The sequence below is a fragment of the Streptomyces sp. NPDC003393 genome (assembly GCF_053589015.1).
Genome location: NZ_JBSFRB010000067.1, coordinates 1 through 26401, shown reverse-complemented (window position 1 = coordinate 26401; position 26401 = coordinate 1). Strand labels below are relative to the sequence as shown.

The window sequence follows — 26401 nt, the reverse complement described above, 5'->3', positions numbered from 1 at the left end:
TCCGCTCCGGCTCGGGGTGCACGGAGCGGGGGCCGGCTTCTTCCATCCTGCGGGCCGGCGGCCGACGCCGCCCGCTGTGCGTGGCAGCCGTGGCGTCTCAACGCCGCACGTATCGCAGGCGGCACATCACCCGCACGTGTATGCCAGCCTGGCGGTCTGGTGACCTTCCCGCCCGAGACCGTCTGGGTTATGGGCGGCGACGCCGAGGACTCCGCCGCCGTCGCGGGCATCCTCCAGGCCAAGGGATGTCCGTCCTCCCACCCGCTGATCGTCCACATCGGCGGCGCGGGGCATCCGGACGACTGGGTCCAAGACGTGCCTGCAACGGCGTGTCTGTTGGTCGAGCGCTTCTGGCCAGGACCGCTCATGCTGGTCCTGTGGCGCGGTTTCCGCGTCGGGTTTGGAGACGGGTATACGTGCGCGTGCCCGACCGCCCCGTCGCCCTCGCGCTGCCGTCGGCCTTGGGCAGCGGTGTGACGGCGCCGTCCGCTGACCGCTCCGCTCAGTCAGCCCCACGACGGCGGACCATGTCCGTTCCGAGTTCGGCAATGCTGCCGAACTCGTACTGGACGGCGGCCCTTGCGAGGTCGGCGTCGAATCGACCATCGTCGACGCCACAGGTGAGATCCCGAGCATCCTGCGGCCCATAATGAAGGTGAACACCCTGGATACGGTCAGGCAGGGCAGTCGCAACAGCACGATCCACCAACCTGACTCTGCGCGGCCTGAGGTCCTCACCTGGCCCGGCCCCGGGCCTCGGTCAGCTGCCGCTGACGTCTCCGGTGGCGTTCCCCGTACGCGGCGTCGCGCACCTCCTCGGCGTTCTCGAGTCCTGTCCCGAAAGCACCGCCGATCATGGAGATAGACGTGACGAACCAGCTCAGCGTGAGGTAGTCCGAGGCGTCGGCAGCGTGGTGCACGATCCTGCCGAAGACGGATGGGGGCACGACCAGGAACGAGACCGCCACGAGGGTCACGAACAGCGCAGCGTAGAGGAAGAACACCCCCAGCCCGATGGTGAGGAGCGTGACCAGGTTATAGGGGTACAACGGCGCGTGGGCGTCAGGCAGGTCCCCGGCGCGTTCCCACAGCCGGTGGTCGATGATGACCCACGCGGTGAGGGCGAGGGTGGACAGCACGGCCGTGAGCGTCTGCTGCGGGATGCCTAAAGCGGTGGCGACCTGCCAGGTCGTGGCGTTGACGAACCCGACGGCTGCGGTGGCGAAGACCCCGGCCAGGGCGCGGGACAGGCTCGTGAACAGCCGCCAGGGACGGTTGGCGCGCACCATGCCCAGGACCAGACGGACGTGGCCGCGTAACCCCGGCAGCACGTAGCGTTCGCGGTTGGACTCCTCCTCGGGTGCCGGACGGCCCACGACCGGGGAATCCAGCAGTTTTTCGTCCTGCACGGTCAGTTGCCTGACAGCGCCGACCACCGCCTGCCGCACCCGGCGCCGCAGACGCCGGGAGCCGAGGGCGGGCAGTGAGATCAGCGTGGTCCTGTGCTCTGGGTCGACTTCAGTGCTGACCGGGTTGCGCTCCACCCGGCGTGGCAGATCGGTGAGCAAGACGCCGATGTCCCAGTCGCCGTCCTCGAGATGGGTGCCGATGATTTCGGCCACGTCGGACCTGTCGACCTGCTCGTTCGCCACCAAGGGCGCCGTCACCGTGTCCACTTGCCAGCGGATGCCCCTGCCGATGCGGCGACGCAGATGCTCCGGCAGACGGGGGGCGAGCTCCCGGGCGAGTTCGGAGGGCAGGCCCGGGTCGGCGACCAAGGCGAGCCGCAGGTTCCTGCCGGTCGTGTCCGCGTCGAACTGTCTCATGAACCCTCGTCCTGCAGGGTAGGTGTCTGGCAACGTTGTGCCTCATCCCTTCTCCCAGGCTGCCATCACAGGAAGGGCTGCGCCCGTCCACCCGTTCGGCAGCACGCCGCGCCCGCGGGCGGGGGCGGGGCACCCCTAGCATGCTGAGTGTGCGACCCATTCTCCCGAAGATCGAGGGAGGCCGGCTACAGGGCCTTCTGCAGCTCATCGAGGACGGCATCCACCTTGTCGTCGCGGCGCTCCTCGTACTGCTCGCGGGACTCTTGACCGTCGGGGTCGTCCACGACGTCATCAGGTCGCTCCAGGGGCCGTACCGCGAGGAGACGGTCGTTCTCTCCGCCGTGGACATCAGCCTTGTGCTGTTCATCGTGGCCGAGCTGCTCCACACCGTCCGTCTCACCATCAGGAACCAGACCCTCGACGCCGAGCCTTTCCTCGTCGTCGGCCTGATCGCCGGCATCCGCCGGGTGCTCATCGTGACGGCCGAGGCGGAGAAGTCCTTCCGGTGGAACGTCGAGGGGATCGAACTGCTCACCCTGGCGGCGCTCATCCTCGTGATGGCGACAGCGGTGTACGTGTGGCGGCGCTCTACGCGGCCGGGAGACTACTTCCCGCTCCAGGAGGCGCGGCGCTCCCCGTCGCCGGCTTCGTCACCCACCCCGGTGCGCGGGTCCTGATCCGCATCTTCCGCCGCCGCGGCAGCCCGCATTCGCTGCTCCTCGCGAGCAGATCCGACGTCCCGTTCCAGGGATGTGCGGCTCACGGCCGTCGCAAGGTCCTCCAACGCTTGTTTCTGCAGTTCCGCCTCGCGCCGCACGACGGGGCTCCGGTCCCCTGCGGCGCCCTTCCACGCGTGGAGCGCCTCCTCCACTCGCCCCCACTCCGGATTCCTGTGCTCGCGCACGTCGACTGCCGCCTGCGCGGTGTCCGCCTCCAGGGCGTCGGCGAACCGCTCCGCCTCGGGGACGACACGGCTGTCTGCCCGTGGGACGTGGCTTTCCATGAGCATCGCCGCGCGGCCGAACCCCTTGAGCGCCTCCTGCGCCTCCTGCGCCTCGCGCGACGTGAGCCCCCGGGGGCGGACTGGTTCCTGCCTTGCCCGATCGTATGCCTCCTGCCAGGCGGCACGTGCCTCTCTGCTCGCCTGCAGTGCCCTGCGCATGTCGGCGTGATGCTTCCGGGTGGGTTCGGCGTAGTTTCGGAGCACCGCGGCCGCATAGCGGCCGTTGGCTGCGAGCCAGTCCGCAAGCCGGCCCGGCAGCCGTGGTGTCTCCCATGCGGGAAACACCACGTACGCCAGCATTGCCAGGGCCCCACCGAGCAGGGTGAGCACCACCCGCTCGGGAACCGTCTGCTCCCATGCCTGGCCGCCCATGCCGAGCAGGAAGACGACGTACGCGGCGGTGAAGCACTGGGAGTAGGCGTAGCCGGTACGGACCAGCGTGTACGACAGGCCCGCCGAGACCACCGCCAGCGCTGCGAACAGATGGGCGTCCGGGCCCAGGGCACGCACCATCCCGGTGGCGAGCGTGACCCCCGCCAGGGTCCCGGTGAGTCGGGCCACTGCGCGCGCGTATGTCTGGTGGAAGTCCGGCCGCATCACCATCACCGAGGCGATGGGAGCCCAGTAGCCGTGGCCCAGGGGGAGCCGGGCGGCGATCAGATAGCCGAGCGTGGCCACCGCCGCCAGGCGGACGGCGTGCCGGAACACGGGCGAGTCCCGGCGGAGCTCACGGCGGACCGCGCGGAGGACGACCGGGATCAGACGGAACAATGTCGGGCGTACCAGGAACTGGGCGCCCGCGGGGCCGGGCGGCCTGGGCGTCCTCCCGTGCGCGCCACCACTCCGGGCGATCTCCAGCGCCTCGCCGAGCAGTTCCACGAGCCGTTCGGCCGCTTGTCTCGCGGGGCCCTCCAGGACCTCGTGCTCCTCGTCGACGCGCAGGACGTCCATGCTCCCGGGCCGTACCTCGGCAGGAGTGCCGCGGCGGATCCAACGGGCGACCGCATCCAGAACGTTCGCGGCCGCGTCGAGCAGCTCCCGCGCGCGGTCCCGCCCGGGTCCCTCCGCCGGGGCGCCGACGTCCGGGTCGGCGAGCGCGGCGACGACCGGCCGAATGCGCTCGGCAAGCCCTCGGGGGCCGTGGAGGGCGGGGGGACGGGTTCGGGCCTGTGACGGCGTCACGGCGGCCGCGTCCCGGGCCGTCATCGCCGGCTCCGGGTCGAACGGGGCGGTCGGATCGTGCCGCAGCCGGCGGGCGTAGTCCGCCACGGCGGCCAGGGCGTCGGCCAGCGCGTCCCGATGCGCCCCCCAACGGCGGATCGGGAACAGCAGGATCAGCACGGCCTGAGTCACGCCCCCGAGCGCGATGACCCCGGTGTGCTCCACGGCTCGCCCGAGGCTCGTCGGCAGGGTGATGGTCACGAGCATACTGCCGACCGTCGTCGCTGCGAGGATCCCAGCGGTCGATCCAACGGCCCACGCCATCCCTGCGGCAAAGGCCCATACGGCCAGCAGAGGCAGGAACGTCACGAGTCGGCCCGCCGCCAGGTAGCCCACGAAGGTGCTGAGCGCCAGACCCGCGCCGGCGCCGAGCGCGATCACCTTGCGTGGACGCCAGGTGCGCTGGAAGGTCGCCCCACCCGCGGAGTAGGCACCGAGGGCGGCGGACGCGGCATACGCAGGGGAGACCAGCCACAGCGCCGGTCCGATGACGATGGCAACCCCAGCGGCCGTGCGCAGCGCGAGCAGGGGCTCCAGCCGCGTCTCCTCGATCGTGAGCCCGGATCGCACGACCGCCCCTAAGGCCCGCAACCACGTCACGCGTGTGAGCCTAGCCGGAACGTTCTGCCCGGTCGCGTCGGCCGCGCGACCCCAGCCTGCCTACACCCACAAACCGGCACCCTCGCGTACAGGGCAATCGATGACCACACCCTCAGCGTCGCCTTTCACCCCGACGGCCGGGGTTCGGCGTCGTCCTCGCGGCCGATGCGGGATGGCCAACGGACGTCGCGAAGCGACTGAAGAAGGGCGACGGACCTGCCCTACCTGGACACCCGCCGCGCGACATCGCCATGATCGGCTCTCGGAGCACATCGCGCTGCTGTCGCTGCCCATGCTCAGCCTGATGTGCGCCGCCCACCGGCTGGGGGGAACGGCCCTCGGCCCGATCGGGACGCTGACCTCAGGGAGGATCCAGCACACCACCGAGGCACGTCCGCGGGCGGTTGCGGCTGCTGGGCAGGCTGGTCCGCGTCCACGGGCCCTGGCTACTGTTCACCAGCCTCTCCCGAGCAGCTCTGCGGCATTTTCGCCACCGCGACGTTCGGCCTCACCAGCACGAGATGCGGAGGGGCACTGCTTACATGGGGCCGCTGCGCGACGCGGTGTTCACCCTGCTGTCCATCCGCACGCCCATCCGACAACCCGGGCAGGCGCACACCTGGGCCTGGCAGTGCAATACACGGAGGCTGATTCGGCCCGGCATGTGCATGCGTTCCCGCACTCTCCCGACCAGGCTGACGGGGAAGCCCAGGGGGCCGGGAGCCACCCCGGCGCCCGCAGCAGGAGGTTGCCGTCATGACCGTCATGTCCATCGCCAGGTTCGAAAGGTTCTTCCGCGCGGCTGCGGGGCTGGACGTCGACAAGAACGATCTCAAGCGCTATAGCGACTTCGTCGGCGCCAAGCTCTACGATCTGATGATCGTCGCCCAGGCCACAGCCAAGGCCAACGGGCGCGACGTCATCCGGACCTGCGACCTACCGATCACGAAAGGCCTGCAGGAGAGCATTCACCACTTCCAGAAGATCGACCAAGAAGTAGAACTCAAGCCGATCCTGGAACAGCTCGCCACCCACCCCGCTCTGGACCGCACGCCCGACGAGGAGACCGAGGCGGCCTATCCGGACATCATCGGCGGACTCAGCCTGGCCATGGCCCAGAGCTTCAAGATCCTTCATCCCGACCTGAAAAACCCCCAGACCCAGCACTGGGACGAGGCCCGCGCCGTCTTCGACCTCCTGTTGTGAGTTGCGACCGGACCAGGCGGTGCAGGCCGCGGCCAAACCGCGTCAGCGCGTTCTGCTTCCTCGGCTGTGGCCACGGCCTGCCGGCTCGCCGCAGGGCCTCGTCCATGTCCAGGGTGCTGCCGGAAGCGGGCATGGTTGGTGAGCCGGCCAAGACCGCGGCGGGCGCCCGCCCTGCTGGAGCAGACGGCCGTGCGGCTCGCTTGCATCCGCACGATCCCCGACCTGCTCGTGTCGTCAGCCCATCCCGATGCCCGGCCGATCCGCAAGGAACAAGCTCCATCACCCAGGCTGATCAGCCCACATCTTGGCTGTCCGAGAGCTCGGATTGTGGCGGCTCAATCTCGCGGGGATCATCGAAGGCGTGGACAGGAACATGCCCGTCGGGTCCGGTGAGCGGCTGCTGGAGGAACTGGTCAGAGCAGCTCAGCTGGCATCACCTGCAGAATTGCCCGTTGTCCTGAACCGGTATGCCGAGGCCATGGGTATGGGCAGGGCCATTGTCTATCTGGTCGACATCCAGCAAAGGCTGCTGGTGCCGCTTGTCGAGGGCGAGCCGGAACTGGAGCTCGACAGTTCTCTGGCCGGGTGGGCCTACCGTACCGACTCTCTCCGAGTGGAAGAAGTCCCCTCCGGCGGGCTGAACGTATGGCTGCCCCTGGCCGACGGAGCGGAGCGGCTGGGCGTCATGGAGCTGAACATGAGCACCCTGGACGGGCTCAAGCTGCGGCGCTGTCGAACTACAGCGAGGCTCCTCGCACTGATCATCACATCCAAGCGCAGCTACAGCGACACCATCGCGCAGCGCATGCGAACCAGGCCGATGCACCTGCCCACGGAGATGGTGAGAGCTTTTCTCCCTCCCCGGTCGATCGGCACCGGCCGGGTCGTTTCGACAGCTGTTCTGGAGCCTGCCTACGAACTGGGCGGCGATGCTTTCGACCATGCATTCACCGAGAACGTTCTGCACGCGACAGTCCTTGACGGCATGGGGCACGATCTGGCGTCCGGACTTGCCACCTCTGTCGCCATGGCAGGTTGCCGTAATGCCCGGCGCAGCGGGGCAGACCTGGACGAACTCGTGGGCACCATGGACGAGGCGCTGGCGAAGTGGCTTCCGGAACAGTTCTGCACGGGTGTCTTCACCCAGGTGCACATGTCTACTGGTGTGCTGCGCTGGTGCAACTGCGGGCACCCGCCTCCGTTGCTCATCCGTCGCCAGCGTCTGCTCCACAATGCCTTGACGCGGCCACCTGAGCCTCCTTTGGGTCTGCCCGCCAGACTCGCCGGGACCGCCCGTCAGGTGCACGACGTCAGCCTCGAACCCGGTGACCGAATACTGCTCTACTCGGACGGCGTCGTAGAGTCACGCGACGAGGCAGGCGAAGAGTTCGGCCTGGAGCGCTTCACCGACTACATCATCCGGTCCACCGCAGCGGGGCAGAGCGCCCCGGAAGCGCTACGCCTGCTCATCCACGCCATCCTCGAGCATCGGCACAACAAACTCAGCGACGACGCCACGATCTTGATGTTCGAGTGGCAGCCCCCTGATCCGTCACGGTGATCCGGAATTCGCTCTCGTCGCACTGACGCCGCAGCCGATTGGCCGCCAACGTGCCCCCGGTACGGCCTGGGCTCGACATTGCCCGTACGGTGCCGCCGGCCGAGGCGTGGGACAGCGGCGGCCCCTCCGGGACAGCGCAGCGCCGCGAGGCCTACGCCAACGACCAGGGCTCGCCCGACTCGTTATCTTCTTCGCGGTCCTGCAAGACGGCCGCTGGCCTCCGGGCCCGGCATGACTGTTGCCCCCTGTCGATCAAATGACCTGGGGGTGGTGTCACCGGGCCCGAGGGGTGCCGTCGGAGACGCTGATCAGAGGTCCGGCCACCGCCCGGCACGACAACGTCTTCGGCGCCATCGACGAACAGACCGTCATCGTCCCAGGCACCAACACCTTGGACGTGATCGTGCCGTCGCTGGCCAAGTCGCTGGCCGCCGTCCATAAACAACGCCGGGCACTGGAAGCCCAGATCCAGGCCCTGCTGGAGGCCCACCCTCCCAGGTCCTGACGTCGATGATCGGCATCGGCGTCAGGACCGCCGCAGTCCTTCTGACCACCGTCGGCGACGGCAGCTCGTTTCCCAGCGCCGCCCACATGGCCTCCTACGCCGGCCTTGCACCGGCCACCAAATCGTCGGGGACCTCGATCCACGGCGAACATGCTCCGCGAGGCGGGAACCGCCAGCTCAAACAGGCGATGTTCCTCTCCGCGTTCGCCGCCCTCCACGAGCCCGCCTCCCGCACCTAATACGACCGCTGCCGAGCCCGCGGCAAAACCCACATTCAGGCCCTCCTCCGCCTCACCCGCCACCACATCAGCGTCCTGTTCGCCATGCTCCGCGACGGACCTGCTACGAACCCCGAACCCCACAGCTCGCTTGACAAAGGACATAGAGGCACCCCCGGCACCCCCCCTGCTTGCCACCACCACCTGGACAACGGCGGATACCCGCGGCTGATTGCCAGGAACGGAGGAATAAACTACAAAAGGGTTGAAATGTAACACCAGGAGGCCTCGATCAGGGGCCTTCCGAGTGGCAACTTCACGTGCATGACACGAGCAGGTGCTTTTCGGAAGGAGACGATCGAAAATGGCGCTTACTGTCCGTCGCGAGGCACTGCCTACGCTTTGGGATTCCTTCCGCGAGTTCGAGGACCGCTTTGACCGTCTCGGACAGCTATGGCGGTCGGCCGTTCCTGGCGGCGGTGGGCTCGCCCCGGACGCCTGGGTGCCGTCGGTCGAGCAACATCACCGCGCCGTGTGGGTCCTGCCGGGCGACGTCGAGACCCCCCGCACCGCCAGGCACCACGTCGGGGAGAAGCTCGCGGAGTGGGGCGTGCCGCCGGCCAGCATCGGCGATGCCCAGCTGGTCACCACCGAACTGATCACGAACGCTTTGCGGCACACCAGTTCTACCCGGATCCGGGTGGAACTGGTACTGATCGGCGCCGAGATCGAGGTCGCCGTCATCGACCGCGGTCCGCACCGCCCGCTGACCCTGCGCACCCCGGGCGGCCGCCTCGAGGGCGGGCGCGGTCTCGCCCTGGTCGACGCGCTCACCTCCCGGTGGGGACACCGCCGGCGCGGCGAGGGGACCGAGGTCTGGGCGGTCCTGCAGACCCCGCACGCAGGCCACCCGTGAGGCAGACGTGCGACGCCACGCGGGTGCCGTCATGGCAAGACCGGCTTAGGGAGGTACAGGAAGCGTGGTTTCTCATGCTTGGATCGGGTCGGCCCTCTTGTCGGGGTGGGCAGCGGCGACGTACTTCATCGCGGTGACATGCGCCAGACCGGACGCGCATGAGGTGGACAGGGTCGGCGGTGTACCGGGCCTCGTCGAGTATCCAGTCCTGGCGTAGCTCGCTTGCGCGCAACCCGACCCTGCGGAACGGCGCGTGACCAACGTCGCTTCTGGCCGGCCGGTGCAGGTCGTCGACCGCCGTCTCGCAGCTCACGATCAGGTGGGGATTGGTGCTGTCCGGCCAGCAGTGATACGGCTCGGCGATCCACGCGGTAGCCAGTTCCAGGGGTGGTCTGGACGGCCGGCACGTCGTACTCGTCGCTGTCCGCGGGCCCGGTCCAAGCCGTCCAGCAGAAGCCGAGCGATGGCACGGCCGTCTCGACCGGAGACGATCTTGGAGCGGGTGCAGCACAGCCCGCAGTGCCGCATACGACCGCTTGCGCCGTTCCTTGGGCCTCTCGAAGGCTACTCGACCCTTCTGGACGCTCACGGGCTCAGTCCGCGAGGTCGGCCTTGCCGAACAGGACCGCGTAACTGGAGGGGAGCTGGCTGATGATCTGATTCAGCTCTCCGCCGGTGACAGCGTCGGCAACGGTGGTCAGGACCGCGCTGGCGTCCCACTGCGCCGTACGCGGCCGGGCATGGGTTCGCTCGGCGACCCGGCGGTAGAACTCTTCGATCCCGAAGCTCCGCGCCTGCCGCGGCGTTGCATTGTCCAGAACCTGTCCCAGCGGGCTGGGCAGCTGGGATGCGAGGTCCTTGACCTCTCCCGGGCTGATCCGTTGGGCCAGCACTTCCAGCACGGCGTTGGTGACGTCCGCGGCTTCGTGCTGATCGTTGTATTCGCCTCGCTCGCGTACACGGGCGAGGAATCCGTCGTATTTCATCGCTGCCTCCTTCTGCCCCGATCACCGCTGGTCATGGGGTCGTCTGGTGTGCTGTCGGGCCGGCCGTGTCCGTCCGTCGGCGCGTAACTGCGGTGGGTTAGACTCCTGGCCCTGGACTCCCGCTCGGACTCACGCAGGGCACGGCAGAAGCGTCCCGGGCCCCAAGAACGGCCGCCCACAGCCTGTTCGAGTCGGTCACGGCTCGTCGGGCCGGTTTCTTCGAGCGTGCGGGTGATCTGTTCGATCTCGTCGTCTGAGGCGGTGTTCGGCTATGGCGGACGTACGGCTTGCCATGCCCGCGGTGCCGTGCCATCCCCGGCGAGTACCTCCTGCTGCCCGGTCCGGTGCCCGGGCGGTAGCGCGGCGGGCTCCGGTGCGCTCCCGCTCCCGGCGGCGGGCGGTGCGGTCGGCGATCCGCTGTTCCCACTCGTGCGCGGCCTGCCGGACCTGCTCGGGCCGGAGGCGGTCTCGTAGGTCCTGCGGTGCGGGCTCGTTGCGCCAGTCTGCCTCGGCTTCCTCAGCGGTGAGTGGGCGGGCGATGTTCTCCAGAGACTGTTGTTCGACCCGCACACCGAAGAAGACCTCGGCCACCCTGCCCAGCGCCATGGCTGCCGCTCCGACGAGGAACCCGATGGCCACCAGGTTGGCATCTTGCGCCCGTAGCGGTCGGTGAGCCTCCCGAACAGGAGAGCGCCGGCCCGGCCGCGGTGCCAGGTGGGTACCTGGCACCGCGGCGCTCGCGTCTCAGCCGCTGCTCTCGGTGCTTTCACTCTTCTCGCTGATCTCGATGTGCCGGGGCTTTGCCACCTCGGCCTTGGGGATGGTGATGGCAAGCACACCGTCCGACATCTGCGCTTTGATCTTTTCGGTGTCGACCTCTCCGGACAGCCGCAGCCGGTACTCGAAGGCCCCGGTGCGGCGGGTGCTCCGGCGCAAGACGCCTTCGCGTTCCTTCTCCTTGATCTCTCCGGTGACCACCAGTTCCTGGCCGTTGGCTTCGACGTCGATGTCCTTGCTCTTGACGCCGGGGAGTTCGATCTCAACGTGGAAGGCGTCGTCGGACTCCGTGACATCCGCCAGGGGTGTCCAGGCGACTGCGGGCGCCGCGCCTCCCACTGCCGATTCGATCAGTCCGCTCATCTCGCTGAGCAGTTGGTCGAACTCGGTCAGCGGATTGCGTGCCCAGCCAAAGGGCCTGTCCTGCACTGCACCACCACGGTGGCGCCGGACGGGTGTTGTCATTCCCATCGCCTCCTTCTTCTCTGATCTCGTCGCCCGCCGGCCCTCATGCCAGCCAAGCGGACTCCTTCGGACGGGTGTGCGGGGAGCTGTCGGTGCCGCCGGGCGCGGCCGTGTGGTTGAGGTAGCGGTGCACGAAGTGGATGCTCATAGCGCCTTCACCGACCGCGGAGGCCACGCGCTTCACCGATCCGCTGCGGACGTCGCCGGCGGCGAAGACGCCAGGCAGGCTGGTCTCCGAGGTCAGGCAGTCTCGGCCCTGGCTCTGCCACAGTCCGGGAGCGGAGCACGCCTGCGCCTCCGCGCCGGTGAGCACGAAGCCGCGCGCGTCGAGGGCGAGCGCGCCGGACAGCCACTCAGTGTGAGGGTCTGCGCCGGTGAAGATGAACAGGGCCCGCACTTCGAGGTGGCGGTGCTCGCCCGTACGGTGGTCGACCACGGTGACCGCCTCCAGCGTCTTGTCGCCGAGTGCCTCGGTCATCTCGGTGTGCAGCAGCACGCGCACCCGCGGGTGGCGCTCGATCTGATCGATCAGGTAGCGGGACATGTGCGCGTCGAGGCTCGGCCCGCGGACGAGCAGATATACCTGCGGTGCGTACCCGGCCAGGAAGAGCACGGCCTGGCCTGCGGAGTTGCCGCCGCCCACCACCGCCACCGGGTCGGTACGGCACTGCTGCGCCTCGTAGACGGTCGCCGAGTAGTGGACGCTCGCGCCCTCCAACGGTTCGATGCCGGGCACTTGGAGGCGGCGGTAGCGGGCGCCGGTGGCCAGGACGATGGTACGGGCGGTGATCTCGCTGCCGTCGGCGAACCCGACGGCGTAGTGACCGTCCCGCGGTTCGAGTCGGGCGGCCTCCACCGGGACGCTGATGCGGGCGCCGAACTTGTCCGCCTGGAGCACAGCTCGCTCGGTGAGTTCGGCGCCGGAGATGCCGGAGGGGAAGCCGAAGCAGTTGTCGATGCGGGAGGACGTCCCGGCCTGGCCACCGGTGGCTATCGCCTCGACCACGGTCGTGCCGAGGCCCTCCGAGGCGGCGTTCACCGCGGCGGCGAGGCCGGCCGGACCGGAGCCGACGATCAGGAGATCGCCGTGGCCGTTGCTCGACGGCAGGGGCGGCAGGCCGATGAACCGGGCCAGTTCGGCGTTGCTCGGATTGCGCAGCAAGGTCGTGTCCCGCCAGATCACCAGAGGCGTCTGCTCCGGACCGACCGCGAAGCGGCGCAGCAGCGCTTCCGCCTCCTCGTCCGTCTCCAGATCGATCCAGCGGTGCGGCAGCCGGTTGCGGGCGGCGAACTCGCGCAGCCGCCGGGTGTCGGGCGAATAGCGCGAGCCGATGATGCGGAAACCGGCGCCCTGCCCGACCAGCAGAGCACGGCGGCCCAGGCAGGCGCGCAGCACCACATCGCCAAGGATGGAGTCCCGGGTCACCAGGTCACGCAGCTGGTCCATGGAGAGTGCGAGAATCTCGCCGGGGTCCCTGACCACGGCGGTGCAGAAGGCCACCTGTCCCTTCAGGAGACCGAGTTCGCCGATGAAGCGGCCGGGGCCGTGCACACGTAGCAGGCGTTCATCGGGCGTGCCGTAGCCCTCGACGATGGCGACCGAACCGCTGAGGACGACGTAGAACGTCTCGCACCGCTCCCCCTCCCGGATCAGTACATCACCGGCGTCGACTGCGCGCCGCCGGCCACGCTGCGCCAGGCGCGCCAACTGGTCATCCGACAGACGGGGATAGGCGCCGCGGATGTCGGGGGTTTCGAAGGGGACGCTCTCCTCCGGCTCGTCCGGCACAGGCGCTGCGCTCGGCCGCGTCTCGTCGCCGGGCATCACACGAAGGCCTCATGGACGAAGCACCACCGCCAGTCCTCGCCGGGCTCCAGCGACGCCACGATCGGATGGCCGTCGGCGGCGGCGTGACGGCGGGCGTGCCGGTTCGGCGAGGAATCGCAGCAGCCGACGTGGCCGCAGGTCAGGCAGAGCCTGAGGTGGACCCAGGGGGAATGCGTGGCCAGGCATTCCTCGCATCCCGGGGCGCGCGGGGTGACGGGACGTACGAGGGCGAGGTGAGGGTCGGTTCGTACGGTCATCGCCGTTCATCCTTTCCCGGCCGGTTCGCGGCCCGAGATCGACTGCTCCACCCACCGCCGCAAGGCAGGGGCGGGTGCGGCACCCGTCTGCCGGGCGATGGTCTGTCCTTTGTCGAGGACCAGCAGCGTCGGTACCGCCTGGACCTCGAACCGCCGGGCCAGGCGCGGATTCTCGTCGATGTCGACCTTGACCAGCTTGATCTTTCCCGCGAGGTCGGCGGCGACCTTCTCCAGCGCGGGGCTCACCATGCGGCAGGGGCCGCACCAAGTGGCCCACAGGTCGACCACGACGGGCACGGTGGCCTGCTCGACGACGTCGGCGAAGTCGTCGTCGCCCGCGTCCGCCACCCAGGGCAGAGGCTGCTTGCAGTTGCCGCACCTGGGGCGGCCGTCGGCGGCCGCCGGCACCCGGTTGGTGCGCCCGCAGTGCGGGCAGGTGACGTTGGTGGCCCGCACGGTGCTCATGCCGCCTGCGCTCCCTTGGTGTCCTCGGGCTGGTCGTAGGTGACCACCAGTTCTCCGTGCTCGGCGTCGACGCGCACCGTCGCGCCGTCTTGGACGTCGCCGCGCAGCAGAGCCCGTCCGACGAGGGTTTCGACTTCGTGGGAGATGTACCGGCGCAGCGGGCGGGCGCCGTACACCGGGTCGTAGCCCTGGTGGGCGATCACCTCTCGGGCCGCGTCGGTGAGTTCGATGGTGATACGGCGTTCGGCGAGGCGGCGGCGCAGTTCGTCGAACTGCAGCTCCACGATGCGCTCGATCTGACGCTCACCGAGCGGCTTGAACAGCACGATGTCGTCGACGCGGTTCAGGAACTCCGGGCGGAAGTGCCCGCGCAGCTCGCCCATCACCAGGGCGCGGGCGTCGGGCTTGATCTCACCCTCGGCGGTGGCGCCGTCGAGGAGGTGCTCGGAGCCGATGTTGGACGTCATGATGATCACGGTGTTGCGGAAGTCGACGGTGCGGCCCTGAGCGTCGGTGATGCGGCCGTCGTCGAGGATCTGCAGCAGGGTGTTGAAGACATCGGTGTGTGCCTTCTCGATCTCGTCGAACAGCACAACCGAGTACGGCTTGCGGCGCACGGCCTCGGTGAGCTGGCCGCCTTCCTCGTAGCCGACGTATCCGGGCGGTGCGCCCATGAGCCGGCTGACGGTGTGACGTTCCTGGTACTCGCTCATGTCGAGGCGGACCATGTTCTCCTCGGAGTCGAACAGGGCCCGGGCGAGGGTCTTGGCCAGCTCGGTCTTCCCGACGCCGGTGGGGCCGAGGAAGATGAACGAGCCGATGGGGCGGCGTGGGTCGCGGATGCCGGAGCGGGCGCGGATGATCGCGTCGGCGACGAGCTTGACGGCCTCGTCCTGGCCGATGACCCGCTCGCGCAGGATCTCGTCCAGGCGCAGCAGTTTCTCGCGTTCGCCCTCCTGGAGACGGGCGACGGGGATGCCGGTCCAGGCGGCGACGATCTCAGCGATCTCCTCCTCGGTGACGACCTCCCGCAGCAGCGGGCTCTGTCCTTGTTTGGCGGCCAGTTGCTCCTCCTCTGCGGCGAGCCGGCGCTCCAGGTCCTGGAGGCGGCCGTAGCGCAGTTCGGCGGCTCGGTTGAGGTCGTAGGCGCGTTCGGCCTCCTCGGCTTCGTGGCGGACCTGCTCCAGTTCCTGGCGCAGTTCCTGCACGCGGCGGATCGCCTGCCGCTCGGCCTCCCACTGGGCGTGTTTGGCGTCGGCCTCACCGCGCAGGTCGGCCAGTTCCCTGCGCAGCTCCTCCAAGCGGGCCTTGCTGGCGGGGTCGGTCTCCTTGGACAAAGCCGCCTCCTCGATCTCCAGGCGGGTGACGCGGCGCGTGATCTCGTCGAGTTCGGCGGGCATCGAGTCGATCTCGGTGCGCAGCCGGGCGCACGCTTCGTCGACGAGGTCGATGGCCTTGTCGGGCAGGAACCGGTCGGTGATGTAGCGATGGCTGAGGGTGGCCGCGGAGACCAGCGCGGTGTCCTGGATCTTCACGCCGTGGAAGACCTCCAGGCGTTCGCGCAGTCCGCGCAGGATGGAGATGGTGTCCTCCACGCTCGGCTCGTCGACCAGGACCTGCTGGAAGCGGCGTTCGAGAGCGGCGTCCTTCTCCATGTGCTTTCGGTACTCGTCGACGGTGGTGGCGCCGATCATGTGGAGTTCGCCGCGAGCGAGCATCGGCTTGAGCATGTTGCCCGCGTCCATGGCCCCTTCGGCGGCGCCCGCACCGACGACGGTGTGCAGTTCGTCGACGAAGAGCAGGATGCGCCCTTGGGCAGCCTTGACCTCGCTGAGCACGGCCTTGAGGCGTTCCTCGAACTCACCGCGGTACTTGGCGCCGGCGACCAGGGAGCCCATGTCGAGGGCGAACACCGTCTTGTCGCGGAGTCCCTCGGGTACGTCGCCGCGGACGATGCGCTGGGCGAGGCCCTCGACGATGGCGGTCTTGCCGACGCCGGGGTCGCCGATGAGGACGGGGTTGTTCTTGGTCTTGCGGCTGAGGATCTGGGTGACGCGGCGGATCTCCGCGTCCCGGCCGATGACCGGGTCAAGCCTGCCGGCCCTGGCCTCGGCGACGAGATCGCGGCCGTACTTCTCGAGAGCCTCGTAGGCCACTTCGGGGTTGGCAGAGGTGACGCGCTGGTTGCCGCGGACCTGGGTGAGCGCGCTCAGGAACGAATCCCTGGTGATGCCGGCCTCCTTGAGCAGCCGCCCGGCGGCGGTCGAGGAGCCCTCCTCGGCCAGGGCGAGCACGAGATGCTCCACGGACACGTACTCGTCCTTGAGACGTTTGGCCTCCCGTTCCGCGGCATCGAGCAGGCGGGCGAGGCGCTGAGTGACGAAGACCTGGCCGGGCGCCGCGCCGGGGCCGGTGACCTTCGGACGGCGGGAGAGTTCCTCGCGCACGGCAGCGCGCAACTCCTTCGGCTCAGTGCCGGCCTGCTGCAGCAACCGCGGGATCAGACCGTCCTCCTGATCGAGAAGCGCGAGCAGCAGGTGTTCCCCGTCGACCTCGGTCTGCCCCATGCGGACGGCCGCGGTCTGGGCCTCCTGGAGGGCTTCCTGGGACTTCTGGGTGAGACTGTTCATGTCCATGGGGGTGTTTCACTCCTCGTGCCGGCGCGGCGCAGGGCGGCTTCGAGCAAGCTGATGCGGTCCAGCAGGTCCAGCACCAGGCCGATGGATGCGTAGTTGAGGCAGAGTCCGGAGCGCAGCCGCTGGATGCGGGCGAGGACCGCCGGGGCCGTCGGGTCGAACACCAAGTGCCCCGCGGCGTCGCGCTCGGCGTCGACCAGGCCGAGGGCGACGAACCGGCGGACCAGATCGGGGTGGAGGCCCGAGCGACGGGCCACGGCGTCCAGCGAGAGCCTGGGGACAGGCACGAGCGCGTACCGGACAGCCGTCGAGGCGGTGATGTCGGCGCCCGTCCGCACCGGACGGTTGCCCACGCCGGCCCGGCCGATGCCGGCCGCGCCCGCGGGTCGGTCGTTCATCGCGTCCTCCTGGGGTCGAACGAGGAGGTGGCGGCGAGCTCCTCGAACAGTTCACGCTCCCGGTCGCCGAGGGTGGGCGGCACCACGACACGGAGTTCGGCGTACAGGTCGCCGTTCGCGCCTCGCGGGTTCGGCATGCCCTCGCCGCGCAGCCGCAGCCGCCGGCCGCTGGACGAGCCCGCGGGCACCGTGACCTTGGCCGTGCCGCCGCTGGGGGTGGGCACCGGCACGGTCGCACCCAGGGCCGCCTCCCAGGGGGCGACCGGGACCTGGACGTACACGTCGCGGCCGTCCAGCCGGAACCGGGGGTGGGGCTGGATGCGCACCCGCAGGTACAGGTCGCCCGCGGCGGCGTCACCACTGCCCCGGCCGCCCTCACCCGCCAGCCGGATGCGCTGCCCGTCGGTGACACCCGGCGGCACGTCGACCTCGTACCGCCGCGGCTGCCCCGTGGGACCGGCGAGCGTGACGGTGCGACGGCCGCCTCGGTACGCCTCCTCCACGGTGAGCGGCAGTTCGGCCTCCTGGTCCGCTCCGGGGACGCCGCCTCGGGCGGCGCCCGCTCCGAACATGGAGCCGAGCAGGTCCTCGATGTCGATGCCCTCCGCTCCGAAGCCGCCGCCGAAGCCGGTGGAGTACCGGACACGGGGGCCGCCCGCGCCCGCGGTCCTCCGAGCGCGGAAGCCGCCCCCCGCTCCGGCCGCGACCCGTTCGTCGAAGTCCTCGGGGATCTTGCGGAAGTCCTCGCCGAAGCGGTCGTAACGGGCCCGGGTCTTCGGGTCCGACAGGACGCTGTATGCCTCGTTGAGGTCCTTGAAGCGCTCCTCCGCCCCGGGGTCCTTGTTGACATCGGGGTGGTACTTGCGGGCGAGCTTGCGATACGCCTGCTGGATCTCGTCCTGGCTCGCGGTCCGCGACACGCCCAGCACCTCGTAGAAGTCCCGTGCCATGACCGGTCACTCCCGCTTCGCGACCGTCACGGCGGCGGGCCTGAGCTGCCGTTCACCGTCACCGTAGCCGGGGCGCAGCACCTCGACGACGGTGCCCGGTGGGGCGTCGGAGTCCTGGACGACGCCGACCACCTCGTGCCGGGCCGGGTCGAAGGCGACGCCGGTCTCCGCGTGCCTCGGGTAGCCGAGCAGTTCCAGGACGTTCACCGCCTGATCGCGTACGGCCCGGACGCCCTCCACGATCGCACCCGGATCGGCGCCGGCATGGGTCAGAGCGAGTTCGAGATTGTCCAGGACGGGCAAGAAGGCGGACGCCGTGCGGGAACGCTCGACCGCCCGCTCCCGCTCCAGCTCCCTGGCGTGACGCTTGCGAAGGTTGTCGAGGTCGGCGAGCGCGCGCCGCCAGCGGTCCTCCAGTTCCTGGATCGCGGTCGTGTACTCGTCCTCGGCAAACGTGGGGCCGGCGGCGTCCGGTCCCGGTTCGTCGTTCGCCGCTTCCGGCCGGGGCGGCGGGCCCGGTTGCGGCAGATCGCCACGAGGAGGGCGTTCGGCGCCTTCCGGGACGGGTTCGACCGGCTCCGGCGCGACCCGGTCGGGTTCCTGGGGACGGCTGGGCATGGCGCGTCTCAGTCCTTGTCGAACTCGGCATCGATGACATCGTCGTCACCGCCACCGCCGCCCGGACCACCGGTCGCGCCGCCCCCGGTGGTGTCCTGGCCGGGACCGCCTGTGGCAGTCGCGCCCTGATGTGCCGCGAGCCCGGCGAGCACCTGCTGGAGTTCGGAGGTCAGGGGCCGCACGCGGTCCACACCCGCCTCTTCCTTGACCGCCGCCCGGGCGTCGGACACGAGCATCTCGGCACGCGCCTTCTCGTGCGCGGGCGCTGCGTCGCCCAGTTCGGCGAGGCGCTTCTCGACCTGGTAGGCGACGGCGTCGAGTTCGTTGCGGGCGTCGACGGCCTCGCGGAGTGCCTGGTCCTGGCCCCGGTTGCGCTCGGCCTCCTGGACCATGCGTTCGACCTCACTGCGGTCCAGGTTGGAGCTCTCGCTGATGGTGATGCCCTGTTCCTTGCCGGTGTCCCGGTCACGTGCCTTGACGTTGAGGATGCCGTTGGCGTCGATGTCGAAGGTGACCTCGATCTGCGGTTCGCCCCGCGGCGCCGGGCGGATGTCGGTGAGCTGGAACCGGCCGAGCACCCGGTTGTCGGCGGCCCGTTCGCGCTCGCCCTGGAGGACGACGACGTCGACGGCGGGCTGGTTGTCCTCGGCGGTGGAGAAGGTTTCGGTGCGACGGACGGGGATGGTGGTGTTCCGCTCGATGATCTTCGTCATCACGCCACCGCGTGTCTCGACACCCAGTGACAGGGGTGTGACATCGAGGAGCAGGACGTCCTTGACCTCGCCCTTGAGGACCCCGGCCTGGATCGCGGCGCCCAGGGCGACGACCTCATCGGGGTTGACGCTCATGTTGGGTTCCTTGCCGCCGGTCAGCCGACGCACGAGGGCCTGGACCGCCGGGACACGTGTGGAACCACCGACGAGGATGACCTCGTCGATGTCGCTCTCGCCGACCTTGGCATCGGCCATGGCCTGCTGGACCGGCCCCAGGCACCGCTCCACCAGGTCGCCGGTGATCTGCTCGAACGTGGACCGCATGATCGAGTCTGTGAGATGTTTGGGGCCCGATGCGTCGGCGGTGATGAACGGCAGGCTCACCTGCGTCTGCGTCACCGAACTGAGCTCGGTCTTGGCCTTCTCCGCCGCCTCGAACAGGCGTTGCAACGCCTGCGGGTCCTTGCGCAGGTCGATACCGTTCTCCTTCTGGAAGTCGTCCGCGAGGTAATCCACCAGACGCCGGTCGAAGTCGTCGCCGCCCAGGTGGCTGTCACCGGCGGTGGAGCGCACCTCCACCACGCCGTCGCCGACGTCGAGGATGCTCACATCGAAGGTGCCGCCGCCCAGGTCGAAGACGAGGACGGTCTCGTGCTGCTTCTTGTCCATGCCGTACGCGAGGGCAGCCGCCGTCGGCTCGTTGATGATCCGCAGCACCTCCAGTCCCGCGATCCGTCCGGCGTCCTTGGTGGCGGTGCGCTGAGCGTCATTGAAGTAGGCGGGCACCGTGATGACCGCCTCCGTGACCCGCTCCCCCAGCTGCTTGGAAGCGTCGTCGGCGAGTTTCCGCAGCACCTGGGCGCTGATCTCCTCAGGCGCGTACAGCTTGTCGCGCACCTTGAAGCGGGCCGCCCCGCCGTCGCCCTCGACGACGTCGTACGCCACCGCCCTGGCCTCGTCGGAGATCTCGTCGAAGTGCCGGCCGATGAACCGCTTGGCCGAGTAGATGGTGCCCTTCGGGTTGAGGATCGCCTGGCGCCGGGCCAGCTGGCCCACCAGGCGCTCGCCGGTATCGGTGAAGGCCACCACGGACGGCGTCGTGCGGTTGCCCTCGCTGTTGGGCACGACGGACGGCTCGCCGCCCTCCCATACGGCGATCACCGAGTTGGTGGTGCCCAGGTCGATGCCCACTGCCTTCGCCATGAGGTACTCCTCCCGGTCCGGCGCCTGCGCCGACTCTCCGGATCTTGTTCGTTCGGGTGCGGGTGGAACCTCCGCCTGTGGTCTGCAGCCCGCCGATCAGCCCTACAGCCTCGTCGGCGACCGCCTTGTCCACCACGACCTCCTACCGGCTCGGCTGCATCGAGCAGAGCGAGGAGAAGTCCCAGCGACCACTTTGCAGGGCCTGCAGCAGCAGGCCGAACAGCGCGCCGCCGATCACTCCGAAGACCAGCGCGTCCAGGGCGAAAGGCAGGGCGCAGAGGACGGGGTCGAGCCAGGTCACAAGGCCGAGCAGCAAGCAGATCGGGACATCGGAGAGCACACCGCTCGCCCGCGGCCCCGCCGTGGTCCATCCGGCCGATCACCCGCTCGACCATGCTCACGTCCTGGCCGGTCATCGCCACCGTCTCCACGAAAGGCCCATGGCCGGAGAGGTGGTCAACGGGGTGTTCTGCGTCCCGGTACGTCTTGTACGACCCAACCGGCCTGCGCTGCTGCTCGGTCATCGCTCAGCCCTCCTGCCGGCGCGCACGGAGGGTTTCGAACACCTCCCACGGTGGCGAGCCGAGTGGCTCCACGCCTGCGCCTGGCGAGTCAGAAATGCACGGGTCCGGTCCCCCCACGAGCACGAAGGGAGTCATTCGGGCATATCAGATAGACCGGCCTGTAAGTGGGTACGCGAAGCACCGCTCGCGTCCCGGGAGGTTCGAAAAGAACGGAGTGATCCCATGGTCGGCAGCCGAGCGCACAACCCGTACCGCCAGCGCTCCGCCCGGGAGGGCTGCCTTCCGCCGCCCTGGGACGCTGGCCGGAAAGAGCCTCGCCCACCCGCTCCGACCCCAGCCGGCCATGCGCCCCCGCCCCCAGAACTGATGGCACTCTCCTGCGCTCTGTTCGACACCCCGGACGAAGGCGAGATTTTGCGCTTGGCCATGGACCACGTGGCAGCCGTGGGGCCATACAGCGCCGAGGCCGGATACCTCAAGGCAGATGGCGACCTGGTTCCCAGCACGAGGAACCGGGGGATCCACGCCTCGGCCGTGGACTGCAGGGTCCGGGAGCTGGCCGGGCAAGACGGCCCCGTGACCGTACCCGGCCGGCCCTGGGGCCGTGCCCTGGGGCTACGCGGAATTGAGAGGCTCCACGGCTACCTCGTAGTAACATCCCGCTCCCGGCCCACCGAGGCTGAGTACTCCCTGCTCGTCACGCTCGTCCGGCACACGGCCGCTGCACTGTCAGTCGCCTTCGCACACCGCCGCCAACACGAGGACGCGCTCGAACTGCACCGGCTGAGGGAGGAACGCGCAGCCCTTCAGCGGCAGCTGATCTCCCTCGCGGCTGAGCTGGGGTACCAGCAAGCCGTTCACACGCTCATGACTGACGTCGCTGCCTCGGGCGGCGGCGAGGAAGCCATCACCCGCGCACTGCACGGGCTCACTGGACTCCCCGCGCTGGTCGAGGACCGCTTCGGTCGACTGAGGTCCTGGACCGGCCCCAGCCGGCCCGATCCCTATCCGGAACCGGACCCCGTGCGCCAGGACGAAATGCTGCACTCCGTCGCCCGAGAGGTCGGGCCGGTGCGGATAAAGGACCGGCTGATCACCCTGGTCCGCCCGCACGGCGAGATCCTGGGCGTGCTGGCCCTGGTCGATGCCCGGGACGAGGCCGACGAGCACACCGTGTTCGCCCTGGAACACGCCGCCGTGTCGCTCGCCCTGGAACTGGCGCACCTGCGGAATCTGGCCGAAGTGGAGCTGAGGCTGCACCGCGAGCTGGTCGACGACCTCCTGGCAGGGACTGACGAAGCAAGCGCCTACGCCCGGTCCCTGGCAGTCGGACACGACCTGCACCGCAACCACTACGTCGTCGTGGTGCAGTGGTCGAACCGGGCTGTGGACGATTCCTTCGCGCAGACCGTGGGCCGGGCGGCCTCTGCCGTGGGCATGCGCTCACTGCTGACGCGACGTTCCGACCACGTGGTCCTGGTCGCCGACGACAGGCCGCATGTCCGCGCGTTGTACGAGGCGCTCGCCCGGGAGACCGGTACACGGTCCGGGACGATCGGAGTGAGCGCCCGTTGCGACTCCCTGGAGGACATCCCCCACCGCTACCAGGAGGCGCAGCGCGCCCTGGAAGTGCGCCGCCACTCCCGCGAGCGCTACGGCACGACGTTCTTCGATGAGCTAGGTCTCTACCGCATTCTGGGACCTGGGAACGACTACCGGGAACTGGAAACGTTCGTTCACGAGTGGCTCGGTCAGCTCATCGACTACGACTCCCGGCACCACGCGGCCATGGTGGAGACCCTGTCCCGGTACTTCGACTGCGGCGGCAACTACGACGAGACCGCCGAATCCCTGGCGATCCACCGCAGCACCCTGCGCTACCGGCTGCAGCGCATCCGCGACATCAGCGGCAACGACCTCGCGAACGTCGAGGACCGGCTGAACCTGCAGGTGGCGACCCGTGTGTGGAAGATCGTGCTGGGCGGACCCGGCTGACGCCTCACTAAAACTCTTGCGCGAGCGCACGCCCGACCGAAAGGCCTACCGCCGACGCAACACGATCGAGCGCTGCTTCAACCGGCTCAAAGGCTTCCCCGGCATCGCCACCAGATACGAGAAGACCGCCACCTCCTACGAGGCGGCGGTCACGCTCGCGTCATGCCTTCTGTGGGCATGATCCGTTTGAACACGGTCCCTAACTAATACAGCCTCGCTCCTCCGAGTTGGTCGTGTCGGTCCGGTCAGCGATTCTCGTTCGAGGCGTTGCAACGCCGTGCAGCCTCTTGTGTACGCACGGCCGTGCCGCTGGCCGAGGGATGCCTGCGCACTCATGCTGTTCTGCGGGGGGAAGAGGAGGTGCCCTTTTTCGGCCTGGAGTGCGGAGGCGCTAAACAGGGCGCTCTGCGAATCTCGACCAGGTAACAACCGATGGCGGTGCGGGCCGGAGCGAAGGGCGCCTGCCGGTTCCCGGTGAGGAGGCGAGAGGCATTCGTGATGGGTGTGTCGAAGTTCGAGAAGTTCTTGGGCACCGCCGTATGCCTCGACGCGGGCAGGAACGACCTGAAGCAATACGGCGATTTCGTCGACGCCAAGCTCTACGACCTCCTGGTCGTCGGCCAAGCGTCGGCCAAGGCCAGCGGCGGGGATATCGTCGAACCGTGGGACTCATCGATCACCGAGGGCCTCCCATTCGATGCCCGCGACGACTGCACCAGCGTCGTCCTCACGCGGACGGCAGCTTTCACTGATACGAGCAGACATGCGCTCGGGGCGCCTTCAGCCGGGCCTTGCCGTCCCCGGTCCGAGACAAGCAACGCCAGCAGGCCCTGCTGGGTGTCCCAACCGCTTGCGTCCTGCAACCAGCGACTCGTGAAGGGGGCCGTACTATGACACAGGAACTCCGGGGGATGCGGGTGGGGATTCTGGCCACCGACGGCGTCGAGCGCGTGGAACTCGACCAACCGCGCGGTGCGCTGCTGGGCGCAGGGGCGAAGACCGAGATCGTCTCGCTCCACCCCGGCGAGATCCAGGCCCGCCAGTTCGACCTCAACGCGGCCGGAACCTTCCCGGTGGACCGCTTGGTCGCCGACGCCTCCGTCGACGACTACCACGCCCTGCTCCTGCCCGGCGGCACCACGAACCCTGACCAACTGCGCATGGACCGCGACGCGGTGCAGTTCATCAAGGACTTTATGGCCGGCGGGAAACCGGTCGCATCGATCTGCCACGGCCCGTGGACCCTGGCGGAAGCCGACGCCGTGCGCGGCCGCCGCCTGACGTCCTGGCCGAGCATCCGCACCGATCTGCGCAACGCCGGCGCGGAGGTCGTCGCCGACCAGGAGGTGGTCGTCGACGGACAGTTGGTCACCAGCCGCGGCCCGGCCGACCTGCCCGCATTCTGCGCCGCCGTCGTGGAACAGTTCGCCCACGCGCACCACCCCATGCCCGGTTGACCCAGCGGCCTGGTCGCAGGCAGTCCACAGCGGGGTGGGCCCACTTGGCTCCCTCCCCCACGGGCCGATCAGCCGGGCGGTCGCCTCCGTACGCCTGGCGGCCCGTAGCGTTGCGCAGCCGCGTCGAAGGTGCTCGTTTCGCACGCCGACCACGATGCCGTGGGCCGACCTCCGCTGCATCCTGCCCGTGTGCCCGCGTACGACGACGACCGGGCAGCCGGCGTGAGCGGCCCCCTTCAAACTCATCGACCCGAGCAGCAGCCCGGCGAACCCGCCCCGTCCGCGTGTCCCGACCACAAGCATGTCGGCGTCCCCGGCTGCGGCCAGGAGGGCCTGACCCGGGTCGGGACCGTGTCGATACGCAGACTCCGGTGGGCAGTGGCCAACCGGGTCCGGGCGTCGTCCAGCACACCGGAAGCCGCGTAGGCATTGCGCTGGGTGTCCGGGTATAGCCAGCCGCGGCGTTTTTCTTGCAGGGTGCGGTGGTCAGTTTGTCGGGGTGGCGGGCGGCCGGCAGGTCGGCGTCGCTGCGGGCGAAGGCGCGTGCGGTGTTGAAGTCGGTGCGCCGGTCGAGCAGGACCGGCAGACGCAGTCCGCGGGATCCGGTGATCATCACCGCGCCGCCGGCCCGAGGCCGGTGAGGAGTCGCCGAGTTGCCGGGCGGCCCATCGGACGATGTGAAGTCGTCTGCTGGGGAGTCGAGGTGACGGTGCGGTAGTAGTCGAGCTCGGTCTTGGTGATGCCGTCGTGGGGAAAGTGTTCCTTGTCCGGATTGGACAGTGGAATGCTGCGCCTGCCGATACGCATCTCCTCTTCGCTGCCCTGCTCATCCCTTTCCTGCTATGGGCCGTTCCCTGACCACCTGTGTGGCGGGCTTGTCGGTCCGCAGGCCGAGATAGCGTGGGTGGCGCAACTTGCCACTGCCGGTCCATTCGGTGAAGCCGATCTCCGCGACGAGTTCGGGGCGAACCCAGTGGGCGCCGCGTTCCCGTACGACCTGTCCGGCGAACGGCTGCTCTTCGCATTCCAGGGCGTCCAGCCGCTTGCGCAGGCTCGTCAGGGTGGACCGGTCGTATCCGGTGCCAACCTTTCCCGCGTACGCCAGGCGCTGGCCTTCGTAGTAGCCGACCAGCAGGGCTCCGAATCCGACGCGGTTGCCCTCCGGCTCGGTGAAGCCGCCGATCACCAACTCCTGCCGCTTGCCGCACTTGAACTTCAGCCAGTCCCTGGACCGCCGGGGCATATACTTGCTGTCGGCTCGCTTGGCGATCAGTCCCTCCCAGCCCCACTGGCACACCTGATGCAGGTAGGCCTCACCGATCCTGTTGCGGTGGTTGGTGAAGCGTAGGGGAGAGGTGTAGGCCAGGGCGCGGCGCAGCAGGGCCTTGCGGGTTCGCAGTGGCAGGCCGGTGAGATCCTGCCGGTCGAGGCGCAGCAGGTCGAACACATAGTAGGTGATCGCGATCCGGCTGGCCCGGGCCTGACGTTCATCCGTGATGCCCATGCGCTGCTGGAGCAGGGCGAAGCTGGTCCGGTTGCCTTCGAAGGCGACGATCTCGCCGTCGACCACAAAGTCGGGACAGGGCTGGCGGGCAAGGGCGTCCGCTACTTCGGGGTAGGTCGCCGTCAGTGATTGCCCGCTTCGCGAGAGCAGCCGGACCTCTGCCCCATCCCGCTGCCCCAGGCACCTTTCTCCGTCCAATTTCCGCTCATAGACCCAGGCCGGGTCGGAGAACGGGGTGTTGGTCAGCGTGGCCAGCATGGGCCTCGGGCTGCGCGATGTCGCCGGACGCAGCTGATCGCGTTCCTCCGCGCACAAGCTATCCAAGAGGCTATGAGCGGCCATCGCAAAGGCCCCTTCCAGCGCAGGTTCGGACCGGCAACCGGACCGCAAGGCCTGGGGGCCCCGTTGCATTCGAAGTGGTCAACGCCCCTGTCCTGCCTCGCCTCATTGTCGTCTACCCTTCCAGGGCCGCGGCTACCTGAAGAAAGACATATTCCTCAAGGACTTCGCGAGTGACCTGCCCGCCAACCAGGCCGAGGTCCTGTGGGCAACGCAGCGCGCGGCCTCCA

At 69.2% G+C, this 26401-nt stretch carries 22 protein-coding genes and 6 pseudogenes; 10 read left to right on the top strand and 18 right to left on the bottom strand.

The annotated features are described in order from the left end of the window. Positions 1-189: 189 nt before the first annotated feature. Positions 190-646, top strand: a pseudogene (locus ACWDUZ_RS36920) (L-threonylcarbamoyladenylate synthase); the annotation flags it as partial. 88 nt (positions 647-734) lie between these two features. On the opposite strand, the gene ACWDUZ_RS36915 reads toward ACWDUZ_RS36920, so the two are convergent. After that, entirely contained in the window at positions 735-1826 is a 1092-nt protein-coding gene (locus tag ACWDUZ_RS36915) for a hypothetical protein (protein ID WP_451636203.1), read from the bottom strand. A 140-nt stretch (positions 1827-1966) separates the two neighbouring features. On the opposite strand from ACWDUZ_RS36915, the gene ACWDUZ_RS36910 reads away from it, so the two are divergent. Next, on the top strand, positions 1967-2503 hold the full coding sequence (locus tag ACWDUZ_RS36910) for a phosphate-starvation-inducible PsiE family protein (RefSeq protein WP_451636202.1): 537 nt from the start codon (positions 1967-1969) through the stop codon (positions 2501-2503). Here ACWDUZ_RS36910 and ACWDUZ_RS36905 read toward each other — a convergent pair. Next, positions 2477-4650 (bottom strand): annotated as a pseudogene (locus ACWDUZ_RS36905) (FUSC family protein). The gene ACWDUZ_RS36910 and the pseudogene ACWDUZ_RS36905 overlap by 27 nt on opposite strands. Before the next feature lie 756 nt (positions 4651-5406). Here ACWDUZ_RS36905 and ACWDUZ_RS36900 point away from each other — a divergent pair. The 4 genes and pseudogenes from ACWDUZ_RS36900 (at position 5407) to ACWDUZ_RS36885 (ending at position 9056) form a co-directional block, all read left to right on the top strand. Continuing rightward, positions 5407-5856, top strand: a complete 450-nt coding sequence (locus ACWDUZ_RS36900) for a DUF1931 family protein (RefSeq protein ID WP_451636201.1) — start codon at positions 5407-5409, stop codon at positions 5854-5856. Positions 5857-6229: 373 nt separating this feature from the next. After that, positions 6230-7417 (top strand): PP2C family protein-serine/threonine phosphatase, encoded by a 1188-nt coding sequence (locus tag ACWDUZ_RS36895; RefSeq protein ID WP_451636204.1) that lies wholly within the window; start codon positions 6230-6232, stop codon positions 7415-7417. Between the two features lie 340 nt (positions 7418-7757). Beyond that, positions 7758-8295, top strand: a pseudogene (locus ACWDUZ_RS36890) (transposase); the annotation flags it as partial. Positions 8296-8672: 377 nt separating this feature from the next. Beyond that, a complete protein-coding gene (locus ACWDUZ_RS36885; protein WP_451636200.1) occupies positions 8673-9056 on the top strand; it encodes an ATP-binding protein in 384 nt (127 codons plus the stop codon). A 593-nt stretch (positions 9057-9649) separates the two neighbouring features. Here the strand turns inward: ACWDUZ_RS36885 and ACWDUZ_RS36880 are convergent. From ACWDUZ_RS36880 to ACWDUZ_RS36820, 13 genes and pseudogenes are all read right to left on the bottom strand, one after another. Further along, positions 9650-10042: a DUF2267 domain-containing protein gene (locus ACWDUZ_RS36880; RefSeq protein ID WP_451636199.1), complete on the bottom strand. Its 393-nt coding sequence runs from the start codon at positions 10040-10042 to the stop codon at positions 9650-9652. Between the two features lie 195 nt (positions 10043-10237). Continuing rightward, positions 10238-10681 carry a hypothetical protein gene (locus tag ACWDUZ_RS36875; protein WP_451636198.1) on the bottom strand — a complete coding sequence of 148 codons (444 nt, stop codon included), beginning with the start codon at positions 10679-10681 and terminating at the stop codon, positions 10238-10240. 105 nt (positions 10682-10786) lie between these two features. Beyond that, entirely contained in the window at positions 10787-11284 is a 498-nt protein-coding gene (locus tag ACWDUZ_RS36870) for an Hsp20/alpha crystallin family protein (protein WP_451636197.1), read from the bottom strand. 43 nt (positions 11285-11327) lie between these two features. Next, positions 11328-13109 (bottom strand): FAD-dependent oxidoreductase, encoded by a 1782-nt coding sequence (locus tag ACWDUZ_RS36865; RefSeq protein WP_451636196.1) that lies wholly within the window; start codon positions 13107-13109, stop codon positions 11328-11330. Then, on the bottom strand, positions 13109-13369 hold the full coding sequence (locus tag ACWDUZ_RS36860) for a UBP-type zinc finger domain-containing protein (protein ID WP_263233558.1): 261 nt from the start codon (positions 13367-13369) through the stop codon (positions 13109-13111). The genes ACWDUZ_RS36865 and ACWDUZ_RS36860 overlap by 1 nt, the downstream gene beginning before the upstream one ends. A gap of 6 nt (positions 13370-13375) precedes the next feature. Further along, complete coding sequence (gene trxA, locus ACWDUZ_RS36855; RefSeq protein ID WP_451636195.1) at positions 13376-13834, bottom strand: thioredoxin; 459 nt, start codon at positions 13832-13834, stop codon at positions 13376-13378. Beyond that, positions 13831-16470, bottom strand: coding sequence for an ATP-dependent chaperone ClpB (gene clpB / locus ACWDUZ_RS36850; protein ID WP_451636194.1), 2640 nt, complete (start codon positions 16468-16470; stop codon positions 13831-13833). Before clpB ends, trxA begins: the two co-directional genes overlap by 4 nt. Further along, on the bottom strand, positions 16461-16868 hold the full coding sequence (locus ACWDUZ_RS36845) for a chaperone modulator CbpM (RefSeq protein WP_451636193.1): 408 nt from the start codon (positions 16866-16868) through the stop codon (positions 16461-16463). Before ACWDUZ_RS36845 ends, clpB begins: the two co-directional genes overlap by 10 nt. Then, on the bottom strand, positions 16865-17818 hold the full coding sequence (locus tag ACWDUZ_RS36840) for a DnaJ C-terminal domain-containing protein (RefSeq protein WP_451636192.1): 954 nt from the start codon (positions 17816-17818) through the stop codon (positions 16865-16867). Before ACWDUZ_RS36840 ends, ACWDUZ_RS36845 begins: the two co-directional genes overlap by 4 nt. Before the next feature lie 6 nt (positions 17819-17824). Next, positions 17825-18436, bottom strand: a complete 612-nt coding sequence (locus ACWDUZ_RS36835) for a nucleotide exchange factor GrpE (protein ID WP_451636191.1) — start codon at positions 18434-18436, stop codon at positions 17825-17827. Between the two features lie 8 nt (positions 18437-18444). Beyond that, complete coding sequence (gene dnaK / locus ACWDUZ_RS36830) at positions 18445-20352, bottom strand: molecular chaperone DnaK (RefSeq protein WP_451636190.1); 1908 nt, start codon at positions 20350-20352, stop codon at positions 18445-18447. Positions 20353-20494: 142 nt separating this feature from the next. Further along, a complete protein-coding gene (locus ACWDUZ_RS36825; RefSeq protein ID WP_451636205.1) occupies positions 20495-20653 on the bottom strand; it encodes a hypothetical protein in 159 nt (52 codons plus the stop codon). 109 nt (positions 20654-20762) lie between these two features. Further along, positions 20763-20876 (bottom strand): annotated as a pseudogene (locus tag ACWDUZ_RS36820) (general stress protein); the annotation flags it as partial. Positions 20877-21098: 222 nt separating this feature from the next. On the opposite strand from ACWDUZ_RS36820, the gene ACWDUZ_RS36815 reads away from it, so the two are divergent. The 4 genes and pseudogenes from ACWDUZ_RS36815 (at position 21099) to ACWDUZ_RS36800 (ending at position 24328) form a co-directional block, all read left to right on the top strand. Further along, a complete protein-coding gene (locus tag ACWDUZ_RS36815) occupies positions 21099-22871 on the top strand; it encodes a PucR family transcriptional regulator (RefSeq protein WP_451636189.1) in 1773 nt (590 codons plus the stop codon). A 34-nt stretch (positions 22872-22905) separates the two neighbouring features. Continuing rightward, positions 22906-23052, top strand: a pseudogene (locus ACWDUZ_RS36810) (IS5/IS1182 family transposase); the annotation flags it as partial. Between the two features lie 251 nt (positions 23053-23303). After that, positions 23304-23765 (top strand): DUF1931 family protein, encoded by a 462-nt coding sequence (locus ACWDUZ_RS36805; protein ID WP_451636188.1) that lies wholly within the window; start codon positions 23304-23306, stop codon positions 23763-23765. Beyond that, positions 23762-24328 carry a type 1 glutamine amidotransferase domain-containing protein gene (locus tag ACWDUZ_RS36800; RefSeq protein ID WP_451636187.1) on the top strand — a complete coding sequence of 189 codons (567 nt, stop codon included), beginning with the start codon at positions 23762-23764 and terminating at the stop codon, positions 24326-24328. Before ACWDUZ_RS36805 ends, ACWDUZ_RS36800 begins: the two co-directional genes overlap by 4 nt. A gap of 207 nt (positions 24329-24535) precedes the next feature. On the opposite strand, the pseudogene ACWDUZ_RS36795 reads toward ACWDUZ_RS36800, so the two are convergent. The 3 genes and pseudogenes from ACWDUZ_RS36795 to ligD all read right to left on the bottom strand — a co-directional run. Further along, positions 24536-24778, bottom strand: a pseudogene (locus ACWDUZ_RS36795) (universal stress protein); the annotation flags it as partial. Between the two features lie 162 nt (positions 24779-24940). Then, the gene (locus ACWDUZ_RS36790) at positions 24941-25135 is read right to left on the bottom strand and encodes a hypothetical protein (RefSeq protein WP_451636186.1); all 195 of its coding nucleotides are present in this window, start codon (positions 25133-25135) and stop codon (positions 24941-24943) included. A 19-nt stretch (positions 25136-25154) separates the two neighbouring features. After that, positions 25155-26174 carry a non-homologous end-joining DNA ligase gene (gene ligD, locus ACWDUZ_RS36785; protein WP_451636185.1) on the bottom strand — a complete coding sequence of 340 codons (1020 nt, stop codon included), beginning with the start codon at positions 26172-26174 and terminating at the stop codon, positions 25155-25157. Between the last annotated feature and the right edge of the window lie 227 nt (positions 26175-26401).